General features: G+C 72.7%; 20 protein-coding genes. 13 read left to right on the forward strand and 7 right to left on the reverse strand.

Annotated elements, in window-relative coordinates:
* A partial coding sequence (locus ABFX51_RS32475; RefSeq protein ID WP_346055978.1) for a zinc-binding dehydrogenase occupies positions 1-517 on the forward strand: 517 nt, incomplete at its 5' end.
* A 1-nt stretch (position 518) separates the two neighbouring features.
* On the opposite strand, the gene ABFX51_RS32480 is transcribed toward ABFX51_RS32475, so the two are convergent.
* Positions 519-926 (reverse strand): RidA family protein, encoded by a 408-nt coding sequence (locus ABFX51_RS32480; RefSeq protein WP_346055979.1) that lies wholly within the window; start codon positions 924-926, stop codon positions 519-521.
* A gap of 41 nt (positions 927-967) precedes the next feature.
* Here ABFX51_RS32480 and ABFX51_RS32485 point away from each other — a divergent pair, with 41 nt between their 5' ends.
* The 3 genes from ABFX51_RS32485 to ABFX51_RS32495 are packed head-to-tail and all read left to right on the forward strand — an operon-like array spanning position 968 to position 3297.
* Positions 968-1591 carry a TetR/AcrR family transcriptional regulator gene (locus ABFX51_RS32485; RefSeq protein ID WP_346055980.1) on the forward strand — a complete coding sequence of 208 codons (624 nt, stop codon included), beginning with the start codon at positions 968-970 and terminating at the stop codon, positions 1589-1591.
* A 30-nt stretch (positions 1592-1621) separates the two neighbouring features.
* Positions 1622-1867 (forward strand): hypothetical protein, encoded by a 246-nt coding sequence (locus tag ABFX51_RS32490; RefSeq protein WP_091511441.1) that lies wholly within the window; start codon positions 1622-1624, stop codon positions 1865-1867.
* The gene (locus tag ABFX51_RS32495) at positions 1867-3297 is read left to right on the forward strand and encodes an MFS transporter (protein ID WP_346055981.1); all 1431 of its coding nucleotides are present in this window, start codon (positions 1867-1869) and stop codon (positions 3295-3297) included. Before ABFX51_RS32490 ends, ABFX51_RS32495 begins: the two co-directional genes overlap by 1 nt.
* Here the strand turns inward: ABFX51_RS32495 and ABFX51_RS32500 are convergent.
* On the reverse strand, positions 3291-4022 hold the full coding sequence (locus tag ABFX51_RS32500; protein ID WP_346055982.1) for an MBL fold metallo-hydrolase: 732 nt from the start codon (positions 4020-4022) through the stop codon (positions 3291-3293). The two genes, ABFX51_RS32495 and ABFX51_RS32500, sit on opposite strands and share 7 nt — an antisense overlap.
* A gap of 31 nt (positions 4023-4053) precedes the next feature.
* Between ABFX51_RS32500 and ABFX51_RS32505 the strand changes: the two genes are divergently transcribed.
* The 3 genes from ABFX51_RS32505 to ABFX51_RS32515 all read left to right on the forward strand — a co-directional run bounded on the left by ABFX51_RS32505 (position 4054) and on the right by ABFX51_RS32515 (position 5586).
* Complete coding sequence (locus ABFX51_RS32505) at positions 4054-4695, forward strand: hypothetical protein (protein ID WP_346055983.1); 642 nt, start codon at positions 4054-4056, stop codon at positions 4693-4695.
* A gap of 64 nt (positions 4696-4759) precedes the next feature.
* On the forward strand, positions 4760-5260 hold the full coding sequence (locus ABFX51_RS32510) for a hypothetical protein (protein ID WP_091511433.1): 501 nt from the start codon (positions 4760-4762) through the stop codon (positions 5258-5260).
* Entirely contained in the window at positions 5257-5586 is a 330-nt protein-coding gene (locus ABFX51_RS32515) for a winged helix-turn-helix domain-containing protein (protein WP_091511430.1), read from the forward strand. Before ABFX51_RS32510 ends, ABFX51_RS32515 begins: the two co-directional genes overlap by 4 nt.
* Here the strand turns inward: ABFX51_RS32515 and ABFX51_RS32520 are convergent.
* Positions 5583-6125, reverse strand: a complete 543-nt coding sequence (locus ABFX51_RS32520) for a hemerythrin domain-containing protein (protein ID WP_091511428.1) — start codon at positions 6123-6125, stop codon at positions 5583-5585. The genes ABFX51_RS32515 and ABFX51_RS32520 overlap by 4 nt on opposite strands.
* Before the next feature lie 61 nt (positions 6126-6186).
* A complete protein-coding gene (locus ABFX51_RS32525) occupies positions 6187-8850 on the reverse strand; it encodes a helix-turn-helix transcriptional regulator (protein WP_346055984.1) in 2664 nt (887 codons plus the stop codon).
* 207 nt (positions 8851-9057) lie between these two features.
* Here ABFX51_RS32525 and ABFX51_RS32530 point away from each other — a divergent pair, with 207 nt between their 5' ends.
* The 3 genes from ABFX51_RS32530 to ABFX51_RS32540 are packed head-to-tail and all read left to right on the forward strand — an operon-like array spanning position 9058 to position 10926.
* Complete coding sequence (locus tag ABFX51_RS32530; RefSeq protein WP_346055986.1) at positions 9058-10239, forward strand: PucR family transcriptional regulator; 1182 nt, start codon at positions 9058-9060, stop codon at positions 10237-10239.
* A 43-nt stretch (positions 10240-10282) separates the two neighbouring features.
* Complete coding sequence (locus tag ABFX51_RS32535) at positions 10283-10654, forward strand: YidH family protein (protein WP_346055987.1); 372 nt, start codon at positions 10283-10285, stop codon at positions 10652-10654.
* Positions 10651-10926, forward strand: coding sequence for a DUF202 domain-containing protein (locus ABFX51_RS32540; RefSeq protein ID WP_346055988.1), 276 nt, complete (start codon positions 10651-10653; stop codon positions 10924-10926). The genes ABFX51_RS32535 and ABFX51_RS32540 overlap by 4 nt, the downstream gene beginning before the upstream one ends.
* On the opposite strand, the gene ABFX51_RS32545 is transcribed toward ABFX51_RS32540, so the two are convergent.
* Entirely contained in the window at positions 10917-11417 is a 501-nt protein-coding gene (locus ABFX51_RS32545) for a DUF6069 family protein (RefSeq protein WP_346055989.1), read from the reverse strand. The two genes, ABFX51_RS32540 and ABFX51_RS32545, sit on opposite strands and share 10 nt — an antisense overlap.
* A 68-nt stretch (positions 11418-11485) precedes the next feature.
* Positions 11486-13051 (reverse strand): PucR family transcriptional regulator, encoded by a 1566-nt coding sequence (locus tag ABFX51_RS32550; RefSeq protein WP_346055990.1) that lies wholly within the window; start codon positions 13049-13051, stop codon positions 11486-11488.
* A 61-nt stretch (positions 13052-13112) separates the two neighbouring features.
* On the opposite strand from ABFX51_RS32550, the gene pruA reads away from it, so the two are divergent.
* Together pruA and ABFX51_RS32560 are read left to right on the forward strand one after the other, a co-directional pair.
* Positions 13113-14738, forward strand: a complete 1626-nt coding sequence (pruA, locus tag ABFX51_RS32555; RefSeq protein WP_346055991.1) for an L-glutamate gamma-semialdehyde dehydrogenase — start codon at positions 13113-13115, stop codon at positions 14736-14738.
* Positions 14739-14750: 12 nt separating this feature from the next.
* The gene (locus tag ABFX51_RS32560; protein ID WP_346055992.1) at positions 14751-15677 is read left to right on the forward strand and encodes a proline dehydrogenase family protein; all 927 of its coding nucleotides are present in this window, start codon (positions 14751-14753) and stop codon (positions 15675-15677) included.
* On the opposite strand, the gene ABFX51_RS32565 is transcribed toward ABFX51_RS32560, so the two are convergent.
* A complete protein-coding gene (locus tag ABFX51_RS32565) occupies positions 15678-17105 on the reverse strand; it encodes a bifunctional phosphatase PAP2/diacylglycerol kinase family protein (protein ID WP_346055993.1) in 1428 nt (475 codons plus the stop codon).
* A gap of 96 nt (positions 17106-17201) precedes the next feature.
* Here ABFX51_RS32565 and ABFX51_RS32570 point away from each other — a divergent pair, with 96 nt between their 5' ends.
* Positions 17202-17438 carry a KTSC domain-containing protein gene (locus ABFX51_RS32570; protein WP_346055994.1) on the forward strand — a complete coding sequence of 79 codons (237 nt, stop codon included), beginning with the start codon at positions 17202-17204 and terminating at the stop codon, positions 17436-17438.
* The last annotated feature ends 112 nt before the right edge of the window (positions 17439-17550 follow it).

The following is a 17550-nucleotide window of genomic DNA, read 5'->3' on the forward strand; positions in this document are numbered from 1 at the left end:
CACCGCGGCCGCCGCGGTGGCTGTGGTCAAACCCGGGCCTGGGGACACGGTGCTCATCGGCGGCGCGGGCGGCGGGGTCGGGGTGTTCGCCGTCCAGCTCGCCCGCCGCGCCGGGGCCCGGGTGATCGGCACCGGCTCCGCCGCCTCGGCCGAGGCCCTGCGGGCGCTGGGCGCCGAACCGGTCACCTACGGCGAGGGCCTGGTCGAGCGGGTCCGGGCGCTCGCCCCCGAGGGTGTCACCGCGGCCCTGGACCTGCACGGCACCGACACCGTCCACGCCGCCCGCGCACTCGGCGTCCCCGACCACCGCATCACCACCATCGCCACCCAGATCGACGGCATCACCCCCGCCAACGGCGCCAACGGCACCAGCGCCCTCGGCGAGATCGCCACCCTCATCGCCGAAGGCCACCTCCACGTACCGATCGCCGCCCACTACCCCGTCGAGCAGATCCAGACCGCCGTCGAACGCCAAGCCGCACGCCACGTCCACGGCAAAATCGTCATCGACCTCTGACTCAGTCCACGACGGCGACGGCCTCGATCTCGACGAGGAGATCCGGCTCCGCCAGTGCCGCGACCCCGATCCCCGTCAACGGCGGCAGGGCGTCCACCCCGAGCTTCGCCGAGGCCCGGGACACGCCTTCCACGTACAGCGCCATCTTGTCCGGCGTCCAGTCGACGAGGTACACGGTCAGCTTCACCACGTCGTCGAACGTCGCGCCCGCTTCGGCCAGCGCGGTGCCCACGTTGAGGTAGCACTGCTCGACCTGTGCCGCGAGATCGCCTTCGCCGACCTTGCGCCCCTCGGCGTCGAGGGCGACCTGGCCGGCGAGGAACACCAGCTTCGACCCCGTCGCGACCGCGACCTGGCGGTACAGGTCCACCTTGGGGAGTCCGTCCGGATTGAGAAGTTCGACTGTCATGTCCGAACTATAGCAAAGCAATGCTATGTATTCTGGCGGTCATGGCGAGGACGAAGGACCCGGCGGTGCGCACCCTGCTCCTCGAGCGCGCCGCGCACATGCTCCGCACCCGCGAGCCCATCACGCTCCGCTCGCTGGTCGCCGGCACCGGCGTCTCGACCATGGCCGTCTACACGTACTTCGGCAGCATGGACGGGCTGTGGCAGGCCCTGCGCCAGGAGGGCTTCACGCACATGGCCGCTCGCTTCGCCGACGTGACCCCGTCGGACGACGCCGTGCGCGACCTGACCGCCCTCGTCTCCGCGTACCTCGGCAACGCGCTCGACCACCCCGACCTGTACCGGGTGATGTTCGACGCGAGCTTCGACCTCGAAGACCTGCAGGCCGCCGACGACACGCTCGAGCACCTCGTCCAGGCCGCCGACCGGGGCCGGAAAACGGGCCGCTTCGCAGCCGGAACCGTGCCGCTGGACCTGGCGACCCAGACCTGGGCCGTCGCACACGGGCTGGTCTCCCTGGTCGCGGGCGGCCCGCTGCCCCGCACCACGCTGGGCTACGGACCGCCGATGCTGACCGCGTTGTTCGTCAGCCACGGGGACGAGCCCGGACGCTGCCGCCGTTCCGTCGAGCGCGGCTGGGACGTGCCGGAAACCCCTGCGGCGTAGGAAGTCCTCCTTCTGGGTACTGCCTGCGGCATGACCAAGGTGACCGCAGACGATCTCCGAGTCCTCCTCCGTTCCGGCGAGGGCGGCAAGCTCGTGCTCGAAGCCGGGCAGCTGCTCGTCGTGCCGCCCGAGCGCGCCGCGGAGCACGCCGGTGCCATGACCGTGGTGTCCCGCGAGGACCTGCGGCAGCGGCTGGGGGAGGGCGAGCCGGACGAGCGGGCGCTCGAGGAGCAGGCCGCGGTGCTCGACACCGAGATCACCCAGCTGGGCGCGTGATGACGAGCGGGGTGCTCACCACGTCGATCCCCGCGCGGCTGGACCGCCTGCCGTGGGCGCACTTCCACTGGCGGGTCCTCATCGGGCTGGGCACGGTCTGGATTCTCGACGGGCTCGAGGTCACGATCGTCGGCTCGATCGCCTCCCGGATGACCGAGCACGGCAGCGGCGCGGGGATGAGTTCCGGCGACGTCGGGGTCGCGGCGGCGTTCTACGTGCTCGGCGCGTGCCTCGGCGCGCTTGTGTTCGGTCAGCTCACCGACCGCTTCGGGCGTAAGAAACTGTTCCTGGTGACGCTCGGCGTGTACGTGCTCGCCACGATCGCCACCGCCTTCACGTTCGCGCCGTGGTTCTTCTTCCTCGCGCGGTTCGTGACCGGCGCGGGCATCGGCGGCGAGTACGCGGCGATCAACTCCGCCATCGACGAGCTGATCCCCGCCCGCCTGCGTGGCCGCGTCGACCTCGTCGTGAACGGCACGTACTGGGGTGGTTCCGCGGCCGGTTCCGCGCTCGCGCTGGTGTTCCTCGACCAGTCGGTCTTCCCGCTGCCGGTGGGCTGGCGGCTGGCGTTCGCGCTCGGCGCCGTGCTGGGCGTGGTGATCCTCGTCGTGCGGCGGCACGTGCCGGAGAGCCCGCGCTGGCTGTTCATCCACGGCCGCGAGGACGAGGCCGAGAAGATCGTCGGCTCGATCGAGCAGGAGGTCGAACGCGAGAGCGACAAGGAGCTCGACGAGCCGGAGTCGTCGATCCGGATCCGCCAGCGGCACGCGATCCCGTTCCGCGAGATCGCCCGCACCGCCTTCAAGACCTACCCCCGGCGCGCCGTGCTGGGGTTGGCGTTGTTCGTCGGGCAGGCGTTCCTCTACAACGGCATCACGTTCAACCTGGGCACGCTGTTTTCGACGTACTACAACGTGAACTCGGGTTTCGTGCCGGTGTTCGTGGTGGTCTACGCGGTCGGCAACCTGCTCGGCCCGCTGCTGCTGGGACGGCTGTTCGACACGGTCGGCCGCCGGCCGATGATCGCCACCAGCTACCTCGGCTCGGCGGTGCTGACGGTGCCGTTGATCTTCGTGTTCACCAGCGGGGCCGGTGGTCCGTGGGGCTTCCTCGCGCTGCTGGTCGCGACGTTCTTCCTGGCGTCGGCCGGGGCGAGCGCCGCGTACCTGACGGTGAGCGAGATCTTCCCGATGGAGACGCGGGCGCTCGCCATCGCGTTCTTCTACGCGATCGGCACCGGCGTGGGCGGCATCATCGGCCCGTTGCTGTTCGGCTCGCTGGTCGAGGCGAACGACCGCGGGCTCGCCGCGCTCGGTTTCGGCGTCGCCGCGGTGGTGATGGCGGTCGGCGGGGTGGCGGAGCTGCTGTTCGGCGTCAAGGCGGAGAACGCGTCACTGGAGGACATCGCCCAGCCGCTGACGGCTCAGTGAAGTTCCGACAGCGGCAGGCTTTCGCCACGGCGGAGCATCCGCACGGCGGTCGCCGGTCCCCGCGCGGCGACCGCCTGCAGGAAGTTCGACACCGGTGACGTGAAGTTCGCGTAGTCGTCGAAGTGCACGGGCACGGCGTGGGCGGGCCGCAGCATTTCCAGCAGTGCCACGCCCTGCCGGTCGTCCATCGTGACGAGCACGCCCAGCACGCGCGTGCCGCCGAGGTGCACGATCGCGAGATCGACATCCGGGTAGCGGTCGTGGATCTGCCGGAGTTCGTCGTGCACCACGGTGTCGCCGCTGACGTAGATCCGCAGTGGTTTCGCGCCGGGACCCGCGGTGTAGGTCCAGATGCTGCCCATGACCGGCGGCAGCACGCGGTCGAGCGGGCGGGGCGCGTGGCGGGCGGGCACGGCGGTCACCGTGATGGACGCGTCGCCGTCGGTGAGGGTTTCGCTCGCCCACGTCTCCAGCGCCACGGTTTCGCGGAAACCCTTGCGGCTCAAGCGGTGCGCGGCGTGTGCGGTGGTCAGGACCGGCACGTCCGCCGCGAGGTCCCGGCGCGCGACGCGGTCGAACAGGCCCTGCCCGAAGTAGCACCACTGCCCGCGGTGCAGGAAGTTCGGATCGGTCAGCACCGTGAACGGGCCCAGCCGCAGCAGGACCGTGGCGGTGCCGATGAACGTCAGTGAGTCGCCGCCGGGCAGGGCGAGGGGTCCGCGCATAGTCCGGGGGCTACCCGGCAATCCTGGCCCCATGCGACTCCTGCGCCCCGCGTTCGACGCCCTCGCCCACGTGCGGCACGCCCGCGCCTTCCACCCGGACGGGGTGCTGGCGGACGGCACCCTCACGCCGGTGCGGCGCGGCCCGTGGCCGCTCCCGGACGGCCCCGTGGAGGTGCGCGCCCGCCTGTCCAAGGGGGTGGGCGTGCCACGGGGTTTCCGCGACGTGCTCGGGCTCGCGGTGCGGATCCCGCTGGAGACCGGGCCGTGGGACCTGACGTTCTCGACCATCGGGCCGTTCGGGCGCGTGGTGCCCTTCCCGTCCGCGGGGTGGTGCGAAGCGCCGTTCAGCAGCCTCGCGCCGTACCGCGTGGACGGCGGGCTGCGGTGGCTGCTCGCGCAGGCGGCGGGCGGGCAGCCGGACGTGGACGCGTCCCTCCGCGCGGCGCGGCGGCTGGTGCGTGGCGGCGGGTTCGAGCTGGTGGTCGCGGAAGCGCAGGCGACGGGCGTGCCGCGGCCGATCGCGCAGCTGCGCCTGCACACCGTGTGCGACGACGCGGAGAAGCCCGCTTTCGACCCGATGCTGCACCACCCACCGGGCGTCACCCTGTACCCGGACTGGCTGGCGAAGGCCAGGGAGCTGGCGTACGCGGGCAGCAGGGCCGGGCGTTCCTGACTACTTGCCTCCTCGGAAAGAAGCGACTACTTTCCAGATAGGCAAGTAGTCGAAGGAGGCGGTTGTGGAGTACGGGGACGAGCAGCAGGCGGCCGAGGCACTGGCGGCGGTCCGGGCCCACCAGGAGCGGGCGCGTCGCGCCGCGCGCCTGCCGTGGTGGGTGTACCTGGGGATGTTCGTGTTGATCGCGGCGGTCACGGCGGCGAACGACTTCGTCGACCTCACCGGGGCGAAGGCGATCTCCGCAGTCGTCCTGGTCCTGCTGGTCGTCGTGTTCGCCGTCACCTTCGGCTCCGGCTCCGCACCGCTGGGTAAAGTGCGGGGCGTGCAACCACGGCAGTCCTTCGTCCCCCGCGTCTTCGGCGTCGTGGCGGTGCTCGGCTGCCTCGGCGGCTGGCTGATCTTCCACTACGGCAACGGGTTCACGCAGGACGTCGCCGCCTCGACCGGGCTGCGGGACTACCCCGGCACGGTGGCGGGCGTGCTCTACGGTGCCGCGTTCACCGCGTTGTTCGCGCTGTCCCAGCTGCTGCTCTCGCGATCCCAGCGGCAACGCACGCGATGAACTCCGCGCCACCACCGGAACTGGACCGCCTGCTGTCGGACCCGACGCGGCTGGCGATCATGTCCGTGCTGGACGTGGCGGAGTGGTGCGACTTCGCGTTCCTGCGCGACGCGGTGTCGCTGTCGGATTCGGCACTGTCCAAACAGCTGGCGACGCTGCGCAAGGACGGGTACGTCGAGCAGCGGCGCACCTACCTCGGCCGGGTCCCCAGGACCACCGTGCGGGCCACCGGCGAAGGGCGGCAACGCTTCCTCGGCCACGTGGAAGCGCTGCGCGCCATCGTCGAGCGGCCTCGCCGCTTCACCGGCGAGCCGGCGGGCGGCTAACGCCCCAGCACCTTGCGGATCGCGTCGCGGGCGCGGTCCATGACCGCCGCCGGAGGGCCCGCCAGCACGTTCGCCGCGGCGCTCTCCACGCCGGGGTGCGGATGCGTCGGGGCCACGGCCTCCGCCGCCTTCACCATGTCCGCCATGGCCTCCAGGCGCTTCTGCTCCGTGGCCCGCCGCAGCAGCGGGAACTCCTCGCGTTCCTCGTGCTCGGCGTGGGCCAGCACGTCGTCCCTCAGTTGCACGAGCAGGGTGTCGAACCCCTCGGCGTCCGGGTCGAGGTCGTCCAATGTGGACAGCAGTTCCTTGGCGCGGTGCTCCTCGCCGACCCGGGCGTCCACCACCGGCTCGCCGCCCTCGGCCCGGCGCACCTCGGGGTGCACCAGCTCCTCCTCGGCGGTTTCGTGCACGGAGAGCAGCCGGACCAGCTCGCGGAAGGCGTCCTTGCGCTGATCGCCCTGGGCACGCTCGACCTCACCGAACAGCCGGCGGATCTCCTGGTGCTGCTGTTCGAGCAGCGTGATGACGTCGTTCGCCACGGTGTCCTCCTTCTCCGGTTCGCAGCCGGTGGGGTACCCGGCGGGGGAGGGGGTAACCGGTTCAGCGGAAGAACGTCGTCAGCTCCACCCGCGAGCGGATGCCGAGCTTGGCGAAGATGTTGCGCAGGTGGTGTTCGACGGTGCGGGGGCTGAGGAACAGCTGCGCCGCGATCTCGCGGTTCGTCGCGCCCTCGGCGACCAGTTTCGAGATCTGCGCCTGCTGCGGGGTGAGGTCGAGCTCCGGGGGCGCGGGGTGCTCGACCGCCTCGCCCGCGGCCCGCAGTTCCGCCCGCGCCCGGTCCGCCCAGTACGCGGCTTCGTAGCGCTGGAACGTCTGCCACGCGCCACGCAGGTACTTCCGCGCGTCGCGGGGCTTGCGGTCGCGCCGCAGCCGCTCCCCGTAGAACAGCTCCGTCTTGGCCAGCTCGAACGGCCGGTCCGCGCGCCGGTGCAGCCGCAGCGCCTCGCGGTACCGTTCGTCGGCCTCCTCACCGGTCGCGAGCAGTGCGCGGCACCGCTGGGACAACGCGAGGTGCGCGGGGCCGCCCGTGCTCCGCGCCCAGCTCTCGAAGACCTCCAGCGCCTTCACCGCCGAGGCGTGGTCGCCGCTGCGGACGGCGGCCTCGACGAACTGCGGGGTGGCGAGCACCCGCACGAACGGGTCGGTGCCGCCGACCACGACGTCACGCAGCCGGTCGACCGCGTCGGCGGCGCGGTCCTCGGCGAGGTCGAGGCAGGCCAGCGCCCACGAGGCCAGCACCACCGGGCGGGCCAGCCCGCGTGCCGCGGCGATGTCGGCGGCGTGCGCCAGCCGCAGTTCCGCCGTCGCCCGGTCGCCCTGCAGCGCGGCGACCAGCGCGAGCGTGGCGAGGTGGTTGATCGCGCAGTTGTGCTGCCCGCGTACCTGCGCGAGCCGCAGCCCGTCCACCGCGGCCCGCGTGGCCGCGGCGTAGCGGTCCAGCCGCAGCGCGGTGTGCGCGAGGAACTCCAGCGCCCACGGTGCGAGCACCCCGTCGTCCGCCGCGGCCGACACCGCCTGCGTGGCGAGGCGTTGCGCGCGTTCGTCGTCGCCCAGCACGAGCGCGGCGAGCACGGCCCACACCTTCGGGGCGCAGCCGGCCAGGTGTTCTGCCGCGGCCACGACCCGCAGCAGCGGCTCCCGCGCCTCGTCGAACCGCCCGCGCAACGCGGCCGCGAGCCCGGCGAAGTGGTCGGACATCAAGCGCGGCAACGGTTCCTCCGGCCGCGCGAGCGCGCGCACCCGTTCGGCGGTGGTGAAGAACGCGGCGTAGTCGCCCGCGGCGCACGTGGCCTCGGCGGCGCGCATCAGCGCGGTGATCGCCAGCGCGGGGTCGGAGGTGCCGAGTTCGTCGGCGGCTTCGAGCAGGCTGCGGTGCCCGTCGGCGGGGGTGCCGTCGCGCAGCTCGATCTCACCGGCGAGCAGCGCGGCGAGCCCGCGCACGGTGTGATCGCCGGTCAGCGGGGGCAGGCGCCGCAGGAGTGTCCTGCTGCAGCGCGATTGACCGGACAGCCATGCGTCGCGCGCGGCCGCGAGCAGGCGCAGTGCCTGGCGGTGCGGACCGGCGGTCAGGTCGGCGGCGTGGTGGTAGGCGGTGGCGGAGGACGCGTAGTCCTTCGTCTTGCGCGCGGTCGCGGCGGCTTCGTCGAGTTCGTCGGCGAGGGCGTCGTCCGGGCGCGGGGCGATCGCGGCGCGCTGCACGAGCGCGGGCAGCCGGTGGCGTCCGTCGTCGAGCACCTTCGCGAGCAGCGCGTGCGTGGCGTGCCGGTCGGCGAGCGACAGCTCCGCGTACAGCGAGGACCGCACGAGCGCGCCCGCCGGCTCCAGGACGTCGTCCACCTCGCGCACCAGCCCGGACGCGGTCGCCTCGTCGAGCGCGCACAGGTCGGCGCCGGTTTCCCGCGCCGCGCGCACGACCGTGTCGCCGTCCACGCGCTCGCCCGCCACCACGAGGCGCACGAACTGCCTGGCCGCCGGGGAAAGCGCTTCGTAGCGGCGACGGAACCGTGCGCGCAGGCGGCTTTCCGGGGGCAGCGCGGTCGGCGCGGGAGCGGTGCCCGCGAGCTGGGCCGGGGTCAGCGCGGCCGCCAGTTCGGTCAGCGCCAGTGGATTTCCCGAAGCCAGCGCGACGAGTTCGTCCGCGAGATCCCTCGGCAGGCCGTCCGGGACGAGGTCGGCGAGCAGGCGGCGGCTCGCTTCGCCGGAGAGGGGGAGCAGCGGGACGACCGGGAATTCTCCGTGCTCGGCCGGATCACCCGCGAGCAACAGGAGTACGGCGTGATCCGCCATTCGGCGGGCGCAGAACGTGATTCCCCGACGGGAAACGGAATCGAGCAAGGGGAAGTCGTCCACACAGCAGAGCACGGGGTTTTCCCGCGCGGCCGCGGCGAGTGCGCGTGTGAGCGCGAGGTAAAGCGGGAAGAGCTGTTCCGGGCTGGTGTCGGAAACGTCACAGGGCGTGTCGAGCGCTGTCGCCAGCTGGTGCAGTCCCGCGCCGGGAAGCGTTTTCTCAGCCGCCGCACCGCGGACGTGCAGCACCCGGAAATCCGGGGCGAGTTCCGCCGCCGCGGCCAGCAGCGTGGTCTTGCCCAGCCCGGCGCCACCGCGGATTTCCACTGCTCCACCGGTTCCCCCTCGGGTGCGCGAGAGCAGGTCCGCGAGTTCGGCGAGCGCGGTTTCGCGGCCGTGCGGGCCGGAGCGGGACACCGTGGTTTCCTTCCGTCGCGGGATGTCGCGGGAGTTGCGTGCGGGTAACGGTAGGGGATGGGGACTGGTGATTTCACCGATTGCCGCTCACGGGAAACCGAACCCAAGATGCGACGCCTGGGATTTCCCGAACCGAACGAAGCCGGGGGACGTGTCGAGCACGTGCTGAATGTGGAAAGGGTTGTTGTGGAAGGTGGTCGCCCGGGCGTGCTGGAAGAACGAAGACGCCGGCTGGCCGCGTTGCTGCGCCCGGAACTGCCCGGGCTCGTCGACGAGATCACGCGCGAGATCCGCCGCGTGGTGCCCGAATACGGGCGCCCGCTGGAGGAACTGCACGGCGGGCTGCTGCGCGAGCGGGTGCAGTACGCGGTCCGGCTGTTCGCCGACCTCGTCGAGTACCCGCAGCTGGCGCGCGGCGACGCCGACCGCCGGTTCCGGGACATCGGCCGCGCCGAGGGCCACGCCGGCCGCACCCTCGACCAGCTGCACGCGGCGCTGCGCACCGGTGGCCGCGTCGCGTGGCGTCGGGTGGCGCGGATCGAGCGGCAGCGCTCGCTGCCCGCGGTGGACGTGTCGTGGCTGGCGGACCGGCTGTTCGTCTACCTCGACGAGCTGGCGTCGCTGTCGGCGCAGGGCTACCGCGAGGCGCGCGTGCAGTCGCAGGAAGCCGGCCGCGGCCTGCGCCGACGGCTGCTGCGGCTGATCCTGCAACGGCCGCCGGTCTCCCGAACGGCCGTCGCCGACCTCGCCAGGACGGTCGGCTGGCCGGTGCCCGAGCAGTGCGCGCTGGTCGCGGTGGAACCCGAGCCGGGCACGCACGAGCCCGATCCCGCGCTGGAGCCCGACGTCCTGGCGGACCTGCGGGACGCCGAGCCGTGCCTGCTGGTGCCGGGCCCGGTCACGAGCGAGCGGCTGCAGCGGCTGTCCGCGGCGATGCACGGCGCGCGCCTCGCGGTCGGCCCGACGGTGCCGCTGGCGGACGCGAGCGCGTCGCTGCGCTGGGCGCGGCAGGGGCTGCGGCTGGTCGGCGACGGGGTGCTGCCGGACGCGCCGGTGACGGTGTGCGCGGACCACTGGGCGGCGTTGTGGCTGCTCAGCGATCCCGCGTTGGTCAAGCAGGTCACCAAGCGCAGGCTCGCGCCGCTCAACACGTTCCCGCCGAAGCAGCGCGCACGCCTGGCGGGCACGCTGTTCGCCTGGCTGCAGGCGCAGGGCAACGTGCAGGAGGCCGCGGTCGTGCTGCGCGTGCACCCGCGCACGGTGCGGTACCGGATGCGGCAGATCGAGGACGCCTTCGGCCCCGACCTGCGGGACCCGACGGCGCGGTTCGAGATCGAGGCCGCGTTGCGGGCGGTGGACCTGCTGACCCCGCACGAACACCAGGAGTGACGCCGTTTCGCCGGCCCGCTGAGCAGCGGCTACCGTGCGGATCATGAGCGCACGGTCCCGGCACCCGCACTGGTACGAGGAGGGGGAGGAGCCCGACTACCGGTTCACACTGGCCAACGAGCGCACGTTCCTCGCCTGGCTGCGCACCGCGCTCGCCCTGCTGGCGGGTGCCGTCGCGCTCGCGCAGTTCGTGCCGCCGTTCCGCATCGCGGGCCTGCACACCGCGCTCGCCGTGGTGCTGGCCGTGACCGGGACGCTGCTCGCGGCGTTCTCGTACCGCCGCTGGGCGCGCGTCCAGCGGGCGATGCGCAACGGCCGCCCGCTGCCGATGACGTGGCTGCCGTTCGTCGTCGGCTGGGCCGCGGCGCTGGCCGGGGTCGTGGTGCTCGTGCTCGTGCTGACGCACCCGCGATGAGGGACCCGGGGCTGCAGCCGGAGCGGACGGCGCTGGCGTGGCAGCGCACGGGGCTGTCCGCGGCGGTGGTCGCCGTGCTGCTGGTGCGCAGCGGCATCGTCCACGGTTCGGCACTCGAGATCGCGGCCGGGGCGTGCGCGGCGGTCGTCGTGGCGCTGTCGGCGCTCGCGGCGCGGAACGTGCCAGCCGCCCGGCTCCGGCTCGGGCTGACCACGCTGGCCGTCGTCGCCTGCGGTCTCTGCACGGCGGCGTCGCTGGTGGTTCAGTCGTAGTACTGGCGGGTCTGGCCGTACTCCCGGGTCTGCGCGGCGTAGGTGAGCTGGTCGTTCGCCCGCTTCACGGCACTGCCAGCCAGGTTGATCACCAGCAACGTGATCACCAGCCCGATCACCAGGTTCAGCAGCGCGGTGGCGATCTTCGTCTCGACGCCGACGGACAGGCTCAGCGGCAGCACGACCCCGATCAGCGTCAGCAGCACCATGATCCAGCCGAAGAACGTGGTCGGCTTGGGCGTGGCCACCGACAGCAGGTGCATCAGGCCCGTCGCCGCGAGCGCGACGACCGCCGAGACGATCGCGTACGTCGCGGTGTTCGCGTTGCCCCACAGGCCCGAGCCCTTGGGGGCGAGGATCGCGACGTCGGCGAGCCCGCGGGCGATGAGGATGCCCACGATCGCCACCAGCGCCGCGACGAGCGCGGTGGCCACGCCGCCGGCCCACAGCCTCGCCGGATCGGGCCGGACCTGCCGCCCGTAGTCGCTCATGTCGTCTTCCTCCCAGGACAGCCGGGTGAGCACTTCGGGTACCCGCGCCGGAGGCGGGCAAACGGGCGCTACCGGGTCGCGAGCAGCAGCTGGAGGTGGCAGAACAGCCGTTCCCGCGGGTCGTCGAGGTGCAGCCCGCCGAGCGCGGTGGCGCGGCGGATGCGGTGCCGCAGCGTGTTCGGGTGGATGTGCAGTTCACCGGCCGCCGCACGCACGTCCCCCAGCGCGTCGAGGTAGGCCAGCAGCGACGGGACGAGTTCCGTGCCGTGCTCGGCGTCGTGGGTCACGAGCGCGTCGACCGCCGGGTCCCGCAGCTCCGGTTTCGCCTCGATCACCGTGAGCGTCTCGTCGAGCAGGATCTCCGCGCGCAGTTCCGCGATGGTCGCCACGTCGCGCTCGGGCGTGCGGGCCATCGCGTCCAGCACGCGGTCGGCCTCGGCCTTCGCCGTGGTCACGGCGCTGAGCGCGGGCGCGGGGGAGCCGATCCCCGCCTGGGCGCGCAAACCCGCGCGCTGCAAGGCAACCACGATCTGCCGGGCCAACGTCGACGGGGCCGACCGGGCTTCCGGCAGCACGGCGTACACGCGCGCGCCGAGTGTGCCGACGAGCGCGCTGCGCCGGTAGGACGTCGCGTGCACGGACACGACGTGGCTCAGCTCCAGCTGGTGCAGCTCGTGAGCGGGCCGGTCCCGTTCGACCTCGCGGGGCGCGAACGCGAGCACGACCGCGGGCGCGGCCGGGTCCAGCCCGAGCTGGCCCGCCACCAGGTCCGCGCTGATCCGCCCGTCCAGCAGGCCCGCGACCAGGTCCTCCCGCGGCCGGACGCTGGGTGAACGGCGGCGCAGCAACTGCACGGCGGCGAGCCGGGCCGCGCCCAGGAGAGCGCTTTCCGCCCGCTCGGCGAACGGCTGCGCGCCCTCCTGCACCCAGATCGCGCCGAGGTGCTGGTTGCCCGCCCGAATGCCCACCGCGAGGCGCCGCCGGATGCCCAGCTCGGGCCGCTCCTCGACGCGCACCACCTCCTCGCTCGACCGCAGCCGCTGGTACACGCCCCATTCGCGCAGCAGCGCGAGGTACTGCTCCGGCCCCTCCCAGCCGAGGATCGACAGCCGCCGCAGCTCGTCGATCTCGTCGTCGGACCGGGAGTAGGCGAGCACGCGGTTGCCCGCGTCCTCGATCGTCACGCTGCCCGCGGTGAGGACCGCAACCGTTTGCGCCAGGGCGAACAGGTCCCCGCCGTCGGCTTCGGACGTCGCCGCCAGCTGTGCCGCGTCCAGCACCTCGCGCAGCAGCACCTGCAACTGGTCCCAGCGCATGTCCGGGCCGACGGTCAGCAGCGCGATCCCGCTGCTTTCGGCCGCGGCGCGCAGTTCGTCGAGCCGCCCGTCGTGCCGCACCACCGCCGCCACCGCACCCGCGCGTGCCGCCGCCCGGACGGCCTCCCGCCCGCGGGCACCGACGACCAGCACCAGCTCGCCGGAGAAACCGCCCAGCTCGTCGTCCGGGTCGAAGATGCCCACGCCGTGCACCCGCGCGTCGAGATCACCCGTGGCGGGTTCGAGCACCGGCTCGCCGACGGCCAGCAGCAGCTGCCGCAGGGGCATCCCGGGTGTTGTTCGATCGGACAACGTCACGAGGTCAACGGTAGCCGATCGAACAGTCCGCCGGACCCGTCCCGCGGCCTAGCCTTCCGCCATGGACGCGCTGACTCACCCGCCCGCGCCGCGCAACGAACCGGCGCGCGACTACGCCCCCGGCTCCCCGGAACGGGAGAGCCTGACCGCGAAGCTGGCCGAACTCGCCGGGCAGCGCTTCGAGCTGACGGCCACGATCGACGGCGAGCAGCGGATGGCCGGTGGTTCGCCCATCGACGTCGTCCAGCCGCACAACCACGCGCACGTGCTCGGCACGATGCACAACTCCACCCACGAGGACGCCAAGGCCGCCGTGGCCGCCGCGCTGCGGGCCGCCGAGACCTGGCGGAACCTGCCGTTCGACGAGCGCGCCGCCGTGCTGCTGCGGGCCGCGGACCTGCTGTCCGGGCCGTGGCGCGACACGCTCAACGCGGCCACGATGCTGGGCCAGTCGAAGACGGTCGTGCAGGCCGAGATCGACTCGGCGTGCGAGCTGGCCGACTTCTGGCGCTTCAACGTGCACTTCGCCCGGCAGATCCACGCCGAGCAGCCGAACAGCGGCGCGGGCACGTGGAACCGCACCGACTACCGCCCGCTCGAAGGCTTCGTCTACGCCGTCACGCCGTTCAACTTCACGGCCATCGCGGGCAACCTGCCGACCGCGCCCGCGCTGATGGGCAACACGGTCATCTGGAAGCCGTCGCCGACGCAGACGCTCGCCGCGCACCTGACCATGCGGCTGCTCGAAGAGGCCGGCCTGCCGCCGGGCGTGATCAACCTGCTGCCGGGGGACGGGCTCGCGGTGTCGGACGTCGTGCTCGCCGACCCGGCGCTCGCCGGCATCCACTTCACCGGCTCGACGAAGACCTTCCAGCACCTGTGGTCGACGGTGGGCGCGAACATCGCGAACTACCGCACCTACCCGCGGCTGGTGGGGGAGACGGGCGGCAAGGACTTCGTGGTCGCGCACGCCTCGGCCGACGTGGACGTGCTGCGCACCGCGCTCGTGCGGGGCGCGTTCGAGTACCAGGGCCAGAAGTGCTCGGCGGCGTCGCGGGCGTTCGTGCCGCGCTCGGTGTGGGCGCGGCTGAAGGACGACCTGGTGTCCGAAGTGGACTCACTCGCCATGGGTGACGTCACCGACTTCCGGAACTTCCTCGGCGCCGTGATCGACCGCCGCTCGTACGACAAGCTGGACGCGGTGCTCCGCCGGGCGCACGCGGCGTCCGATGTGGACGTCATCGCCGGTGGTACCGCCGACGACTCGACCGGTTTCTTCGTGCGGCCCACCGTGCTCGTGGGCGAGGACCCGGCGAACGAGATCTTCTCGACCGAGTTCTTCGGCCCCATCCTCGCCGTGCACGTCTACGAGGACGGCGAGTACGAGCAGGTGCTGGCGAAGGTCGACCAGGGCGCGCCGTACGGGCTGACCGGCTCGGTGATCGCGAACGACCGCGTGGCGATCCAGCAGGCGAGCCAGGCGCTGCGGTTCGCCGCGGGCAACTTCTACGTCAACGACAAGCCGACCGGCGCGGTCGTGGGCCAGCAGCCGTTCGGCGGTTCGCGGGCGTCGGGCACGAACGACAAGGCGGGCTCGATCTACAACCTGCAGCGCTGGGTGAGCCCGCGGTCGATCAAGGAGAACCTCCAGCCGCCGGTCACCTCCGGCTACCCGCACCAGCAGTAGGAAGGGACGACCATGCTCCGCTCCGCGTTGATCGCCGCCTCCCGGTCCGCCGGGTGCCGAACGCTCGTCGAGCGCACGCCGCTGCTGCGGCCGATCGTCGACCGGTTCGTCGCCGGGTCCGATGTCGACGCCGCAATCCGCATTGCGCACGAGTTGTCGCGTGATCGGCTGGTGACCCTCGACCACCTCGGCGAGGACACGCTCGACCGCGGGCAGGCGGAGCAGACCGTCGAGGCCTACCGCACCGTCCTCGCCCGCTTGGCCGACGAAGGGCTGGGCGGGCGGGCGGAGGTCTCGGTGAAGCTGTCCGCGCTGGGGCAGGCGCTCCCCGTGGACGGCGACAAGATCGCGCTGGACAACACCCGGCGCATCTGCGAGGCCGCGGCCGCCGCGGGCACGACCGTGACCGTGGACATGGAGGACCACACCACCACCGACTCCACGCTCGGCATCGTGCGGGCGCTGCGCGTGGACTTCCCCGGCACGGGCACCGTGCTGCAGGCCTACCTCAAGCGCACCGAGGCCGACTGCGCGGATTTCGCCGGTCCCGGGTCACGGATCCGGCTGTGCAAGGGCGCTTACGACGAACCGGCCTCGGTCGCCTACCGTGATCGGTCCGAAGTGGACGCTTCGTATGTGCGCTGCCTCAAGGTGTTGATGAACGGCCAGGGCTACCCGATGGTCGCCACGCACGACACGCGCCTGATCGACATCGCCGAGCACCTCGCGGCGGAGGCGGGGCGTACGCGGGACGCCTACGAGTTCCAGATGCTCTACGGCGTGCGGCCGCAGGTGCAGGAACAGCTGGCCGGGCGCGGGCTGCGGATGCGCGTGTACGTGCCGTACGGGACCGAGTGGTACCCGTACTTCATGCGCCGCCTCGGCGAGCGCCCGGCGAACCTCACGTTCTTCCTGCAGGCGCTGGCTCGCAGGGGGTAGCTACCGGGGCCGGTAGACGGTCAGCGCGCGGGGCCGTTTGGTGATCGTCACCTCGGGGTCGACGCGGGTGAACTCGCCGTCGAGGGTCAGGTGCAGCACGCCTTCCGGTGCGGTGATCTTCAGCTCCGCCGCCGTGGTGCCCTCGTACGGGCGGGTCCAGCGCAGCGTGCCCAGCAGCACGCCGAGCGCGATGCGGGTGCGGGCGAAGGGGTGCTCGGCGTCCATGATCCGGATGTCGAGCAGCCCGTCGTCCAGCCGGGGCCTGCTGGTGGGCGCGAACCCGATCGGCAGGTAGCGGCCGTTGCCCGCGAACACCATCCACACGCGCCGCGGCCTGCCGTCGATGAGGAGCTCCTGCGGCTGGGCGCGGCGCAGGACGTGCACGAGCCCGACGAGCACCGCGGGCCACTTGCCGAGCTTGCGCTCCCAGCGTTCGCGGTAGCGCACGAGGTCGGTGTACAACCCGGTGCTGCACGTGTTGACGAAGGACCGCTCGTCGACGCAGCCCAGGTCGACCTGGCTCGCGGCACCGGCCTGCAGCGCGCCGATCGCCTCCTCGAAGTCGTCGAGGCCGAGGTCGCGGGCGAAGTGGTTGAGGGTGCCGGCGGGCAGCACGAACAGGGGGAGCCCGGCGTCGGCGGCGGTCTTCGCGGCCACGTTGACCGAGCCGTCGCCGCCGGCGATGCCGAGGACGCGGCAGCGGCGGGCCGCGTCGGCGAGCACCTCCGACAGGTCCTCCCCGTCCTCGGGCTGGACGATTTCGGCGTCCGGCAGGCGGTCGCGCAGCAGTTCCACCAGGTCGTCGCTCACGCTCCCGGCGCCGGAGTTGACCACGATGACCACGCCTTCGCCGGTGGGCGCCGCGGGTGCGGCGACGTTCGCGGCCTCCGCGGGGCCCGGCGGTGTGGGCGGCCACCACCAGGTGCTGAGCGCGCTCGCGCCCACCCCCAGCCCGAACCCGGCGAGCACGTCGGTGGGGTAGTGCACGCCGGTGACGACCCGCGAAGCGCCGACGCCCGCCGCGAGCAGGCCCACGGGCGCCGCGAGCAGCGGCCACTCGATCGCAACGCCCGCGGCGAACGCGGCGGCGGAAGCCGAGTGCCCGGACGGGAACGACGTCGTGACAGGCATGCGCGCCAGGCGCCGCGCGACTGGGGTCAGTTCGAGCGGCGGCCGGGGTCGGCGGACGGCCTGCTTGCTGACGACGTTCGCGGCGAAGCTCGCCATCCCCAGCGAGATCAGCCCGCGGAGGGCGGCACGCCGGGCGCGCCGGTTGCCGGTGGCGGCGAGCAGGGCGCTCACCGCCCACCACAGTCGGCCGTGGTTCGCGGCCCGGCCGAGCGGGGGGAGTGCGCGCAGGAACCTGGCTTCGGTCGTGCCCAGCCGGCGCAGGACCCAGCGGTCCGCCGCGGGAAGTCTTCGCCACATGGGGTGCAGCCTACGGACTGCGGCCCGAGGTGATCCGCTCAGCTCGGCGTAGTGAAACCCTGCGAAATCTCGCTCGGATGGGCGACACTCTGAGGTGTGAAGCACCGGAGGAGAACGCGGATCGTCCGCTGGCCCGTGTCGTCCTCGGTGATCAAGACGGTGGGCTACGACCCGGCCAGGCGGATCCTCGACGTGGAGTTCCACAACGAGCACGTGTACCGCTACGAGGATGTGGACAACGCGGTCTTCGCGGAGTTCATGGCCGCGGAGAGCAAGGGCCGCTACTTCAACGAGCACATCCAGCACGGGTACGAGTACGAGCGGTTGTTGTGAGGCGGGTCCCGGCGGGTGGGTGGCGCGGGGTCGGTTGGCCGGGTTTGTCGCGCGTCAGACTTTGTGGCTCAGGGGTTATGTAGGTTCCTGAGCAGGAGGTATGACGATGAGC

It is taken from the genome of Amycolatopsis dongchuanensis (assembly GCF_039542405.1).
Taxonomy (GTDB): domain Bacteria; phylum Actinomycetota; class Actinomycetes; order Mycobacteriales; family Pseudonocardiaceae; genus Amycolatopsis_E; species Amycolatopsis_E sacchari.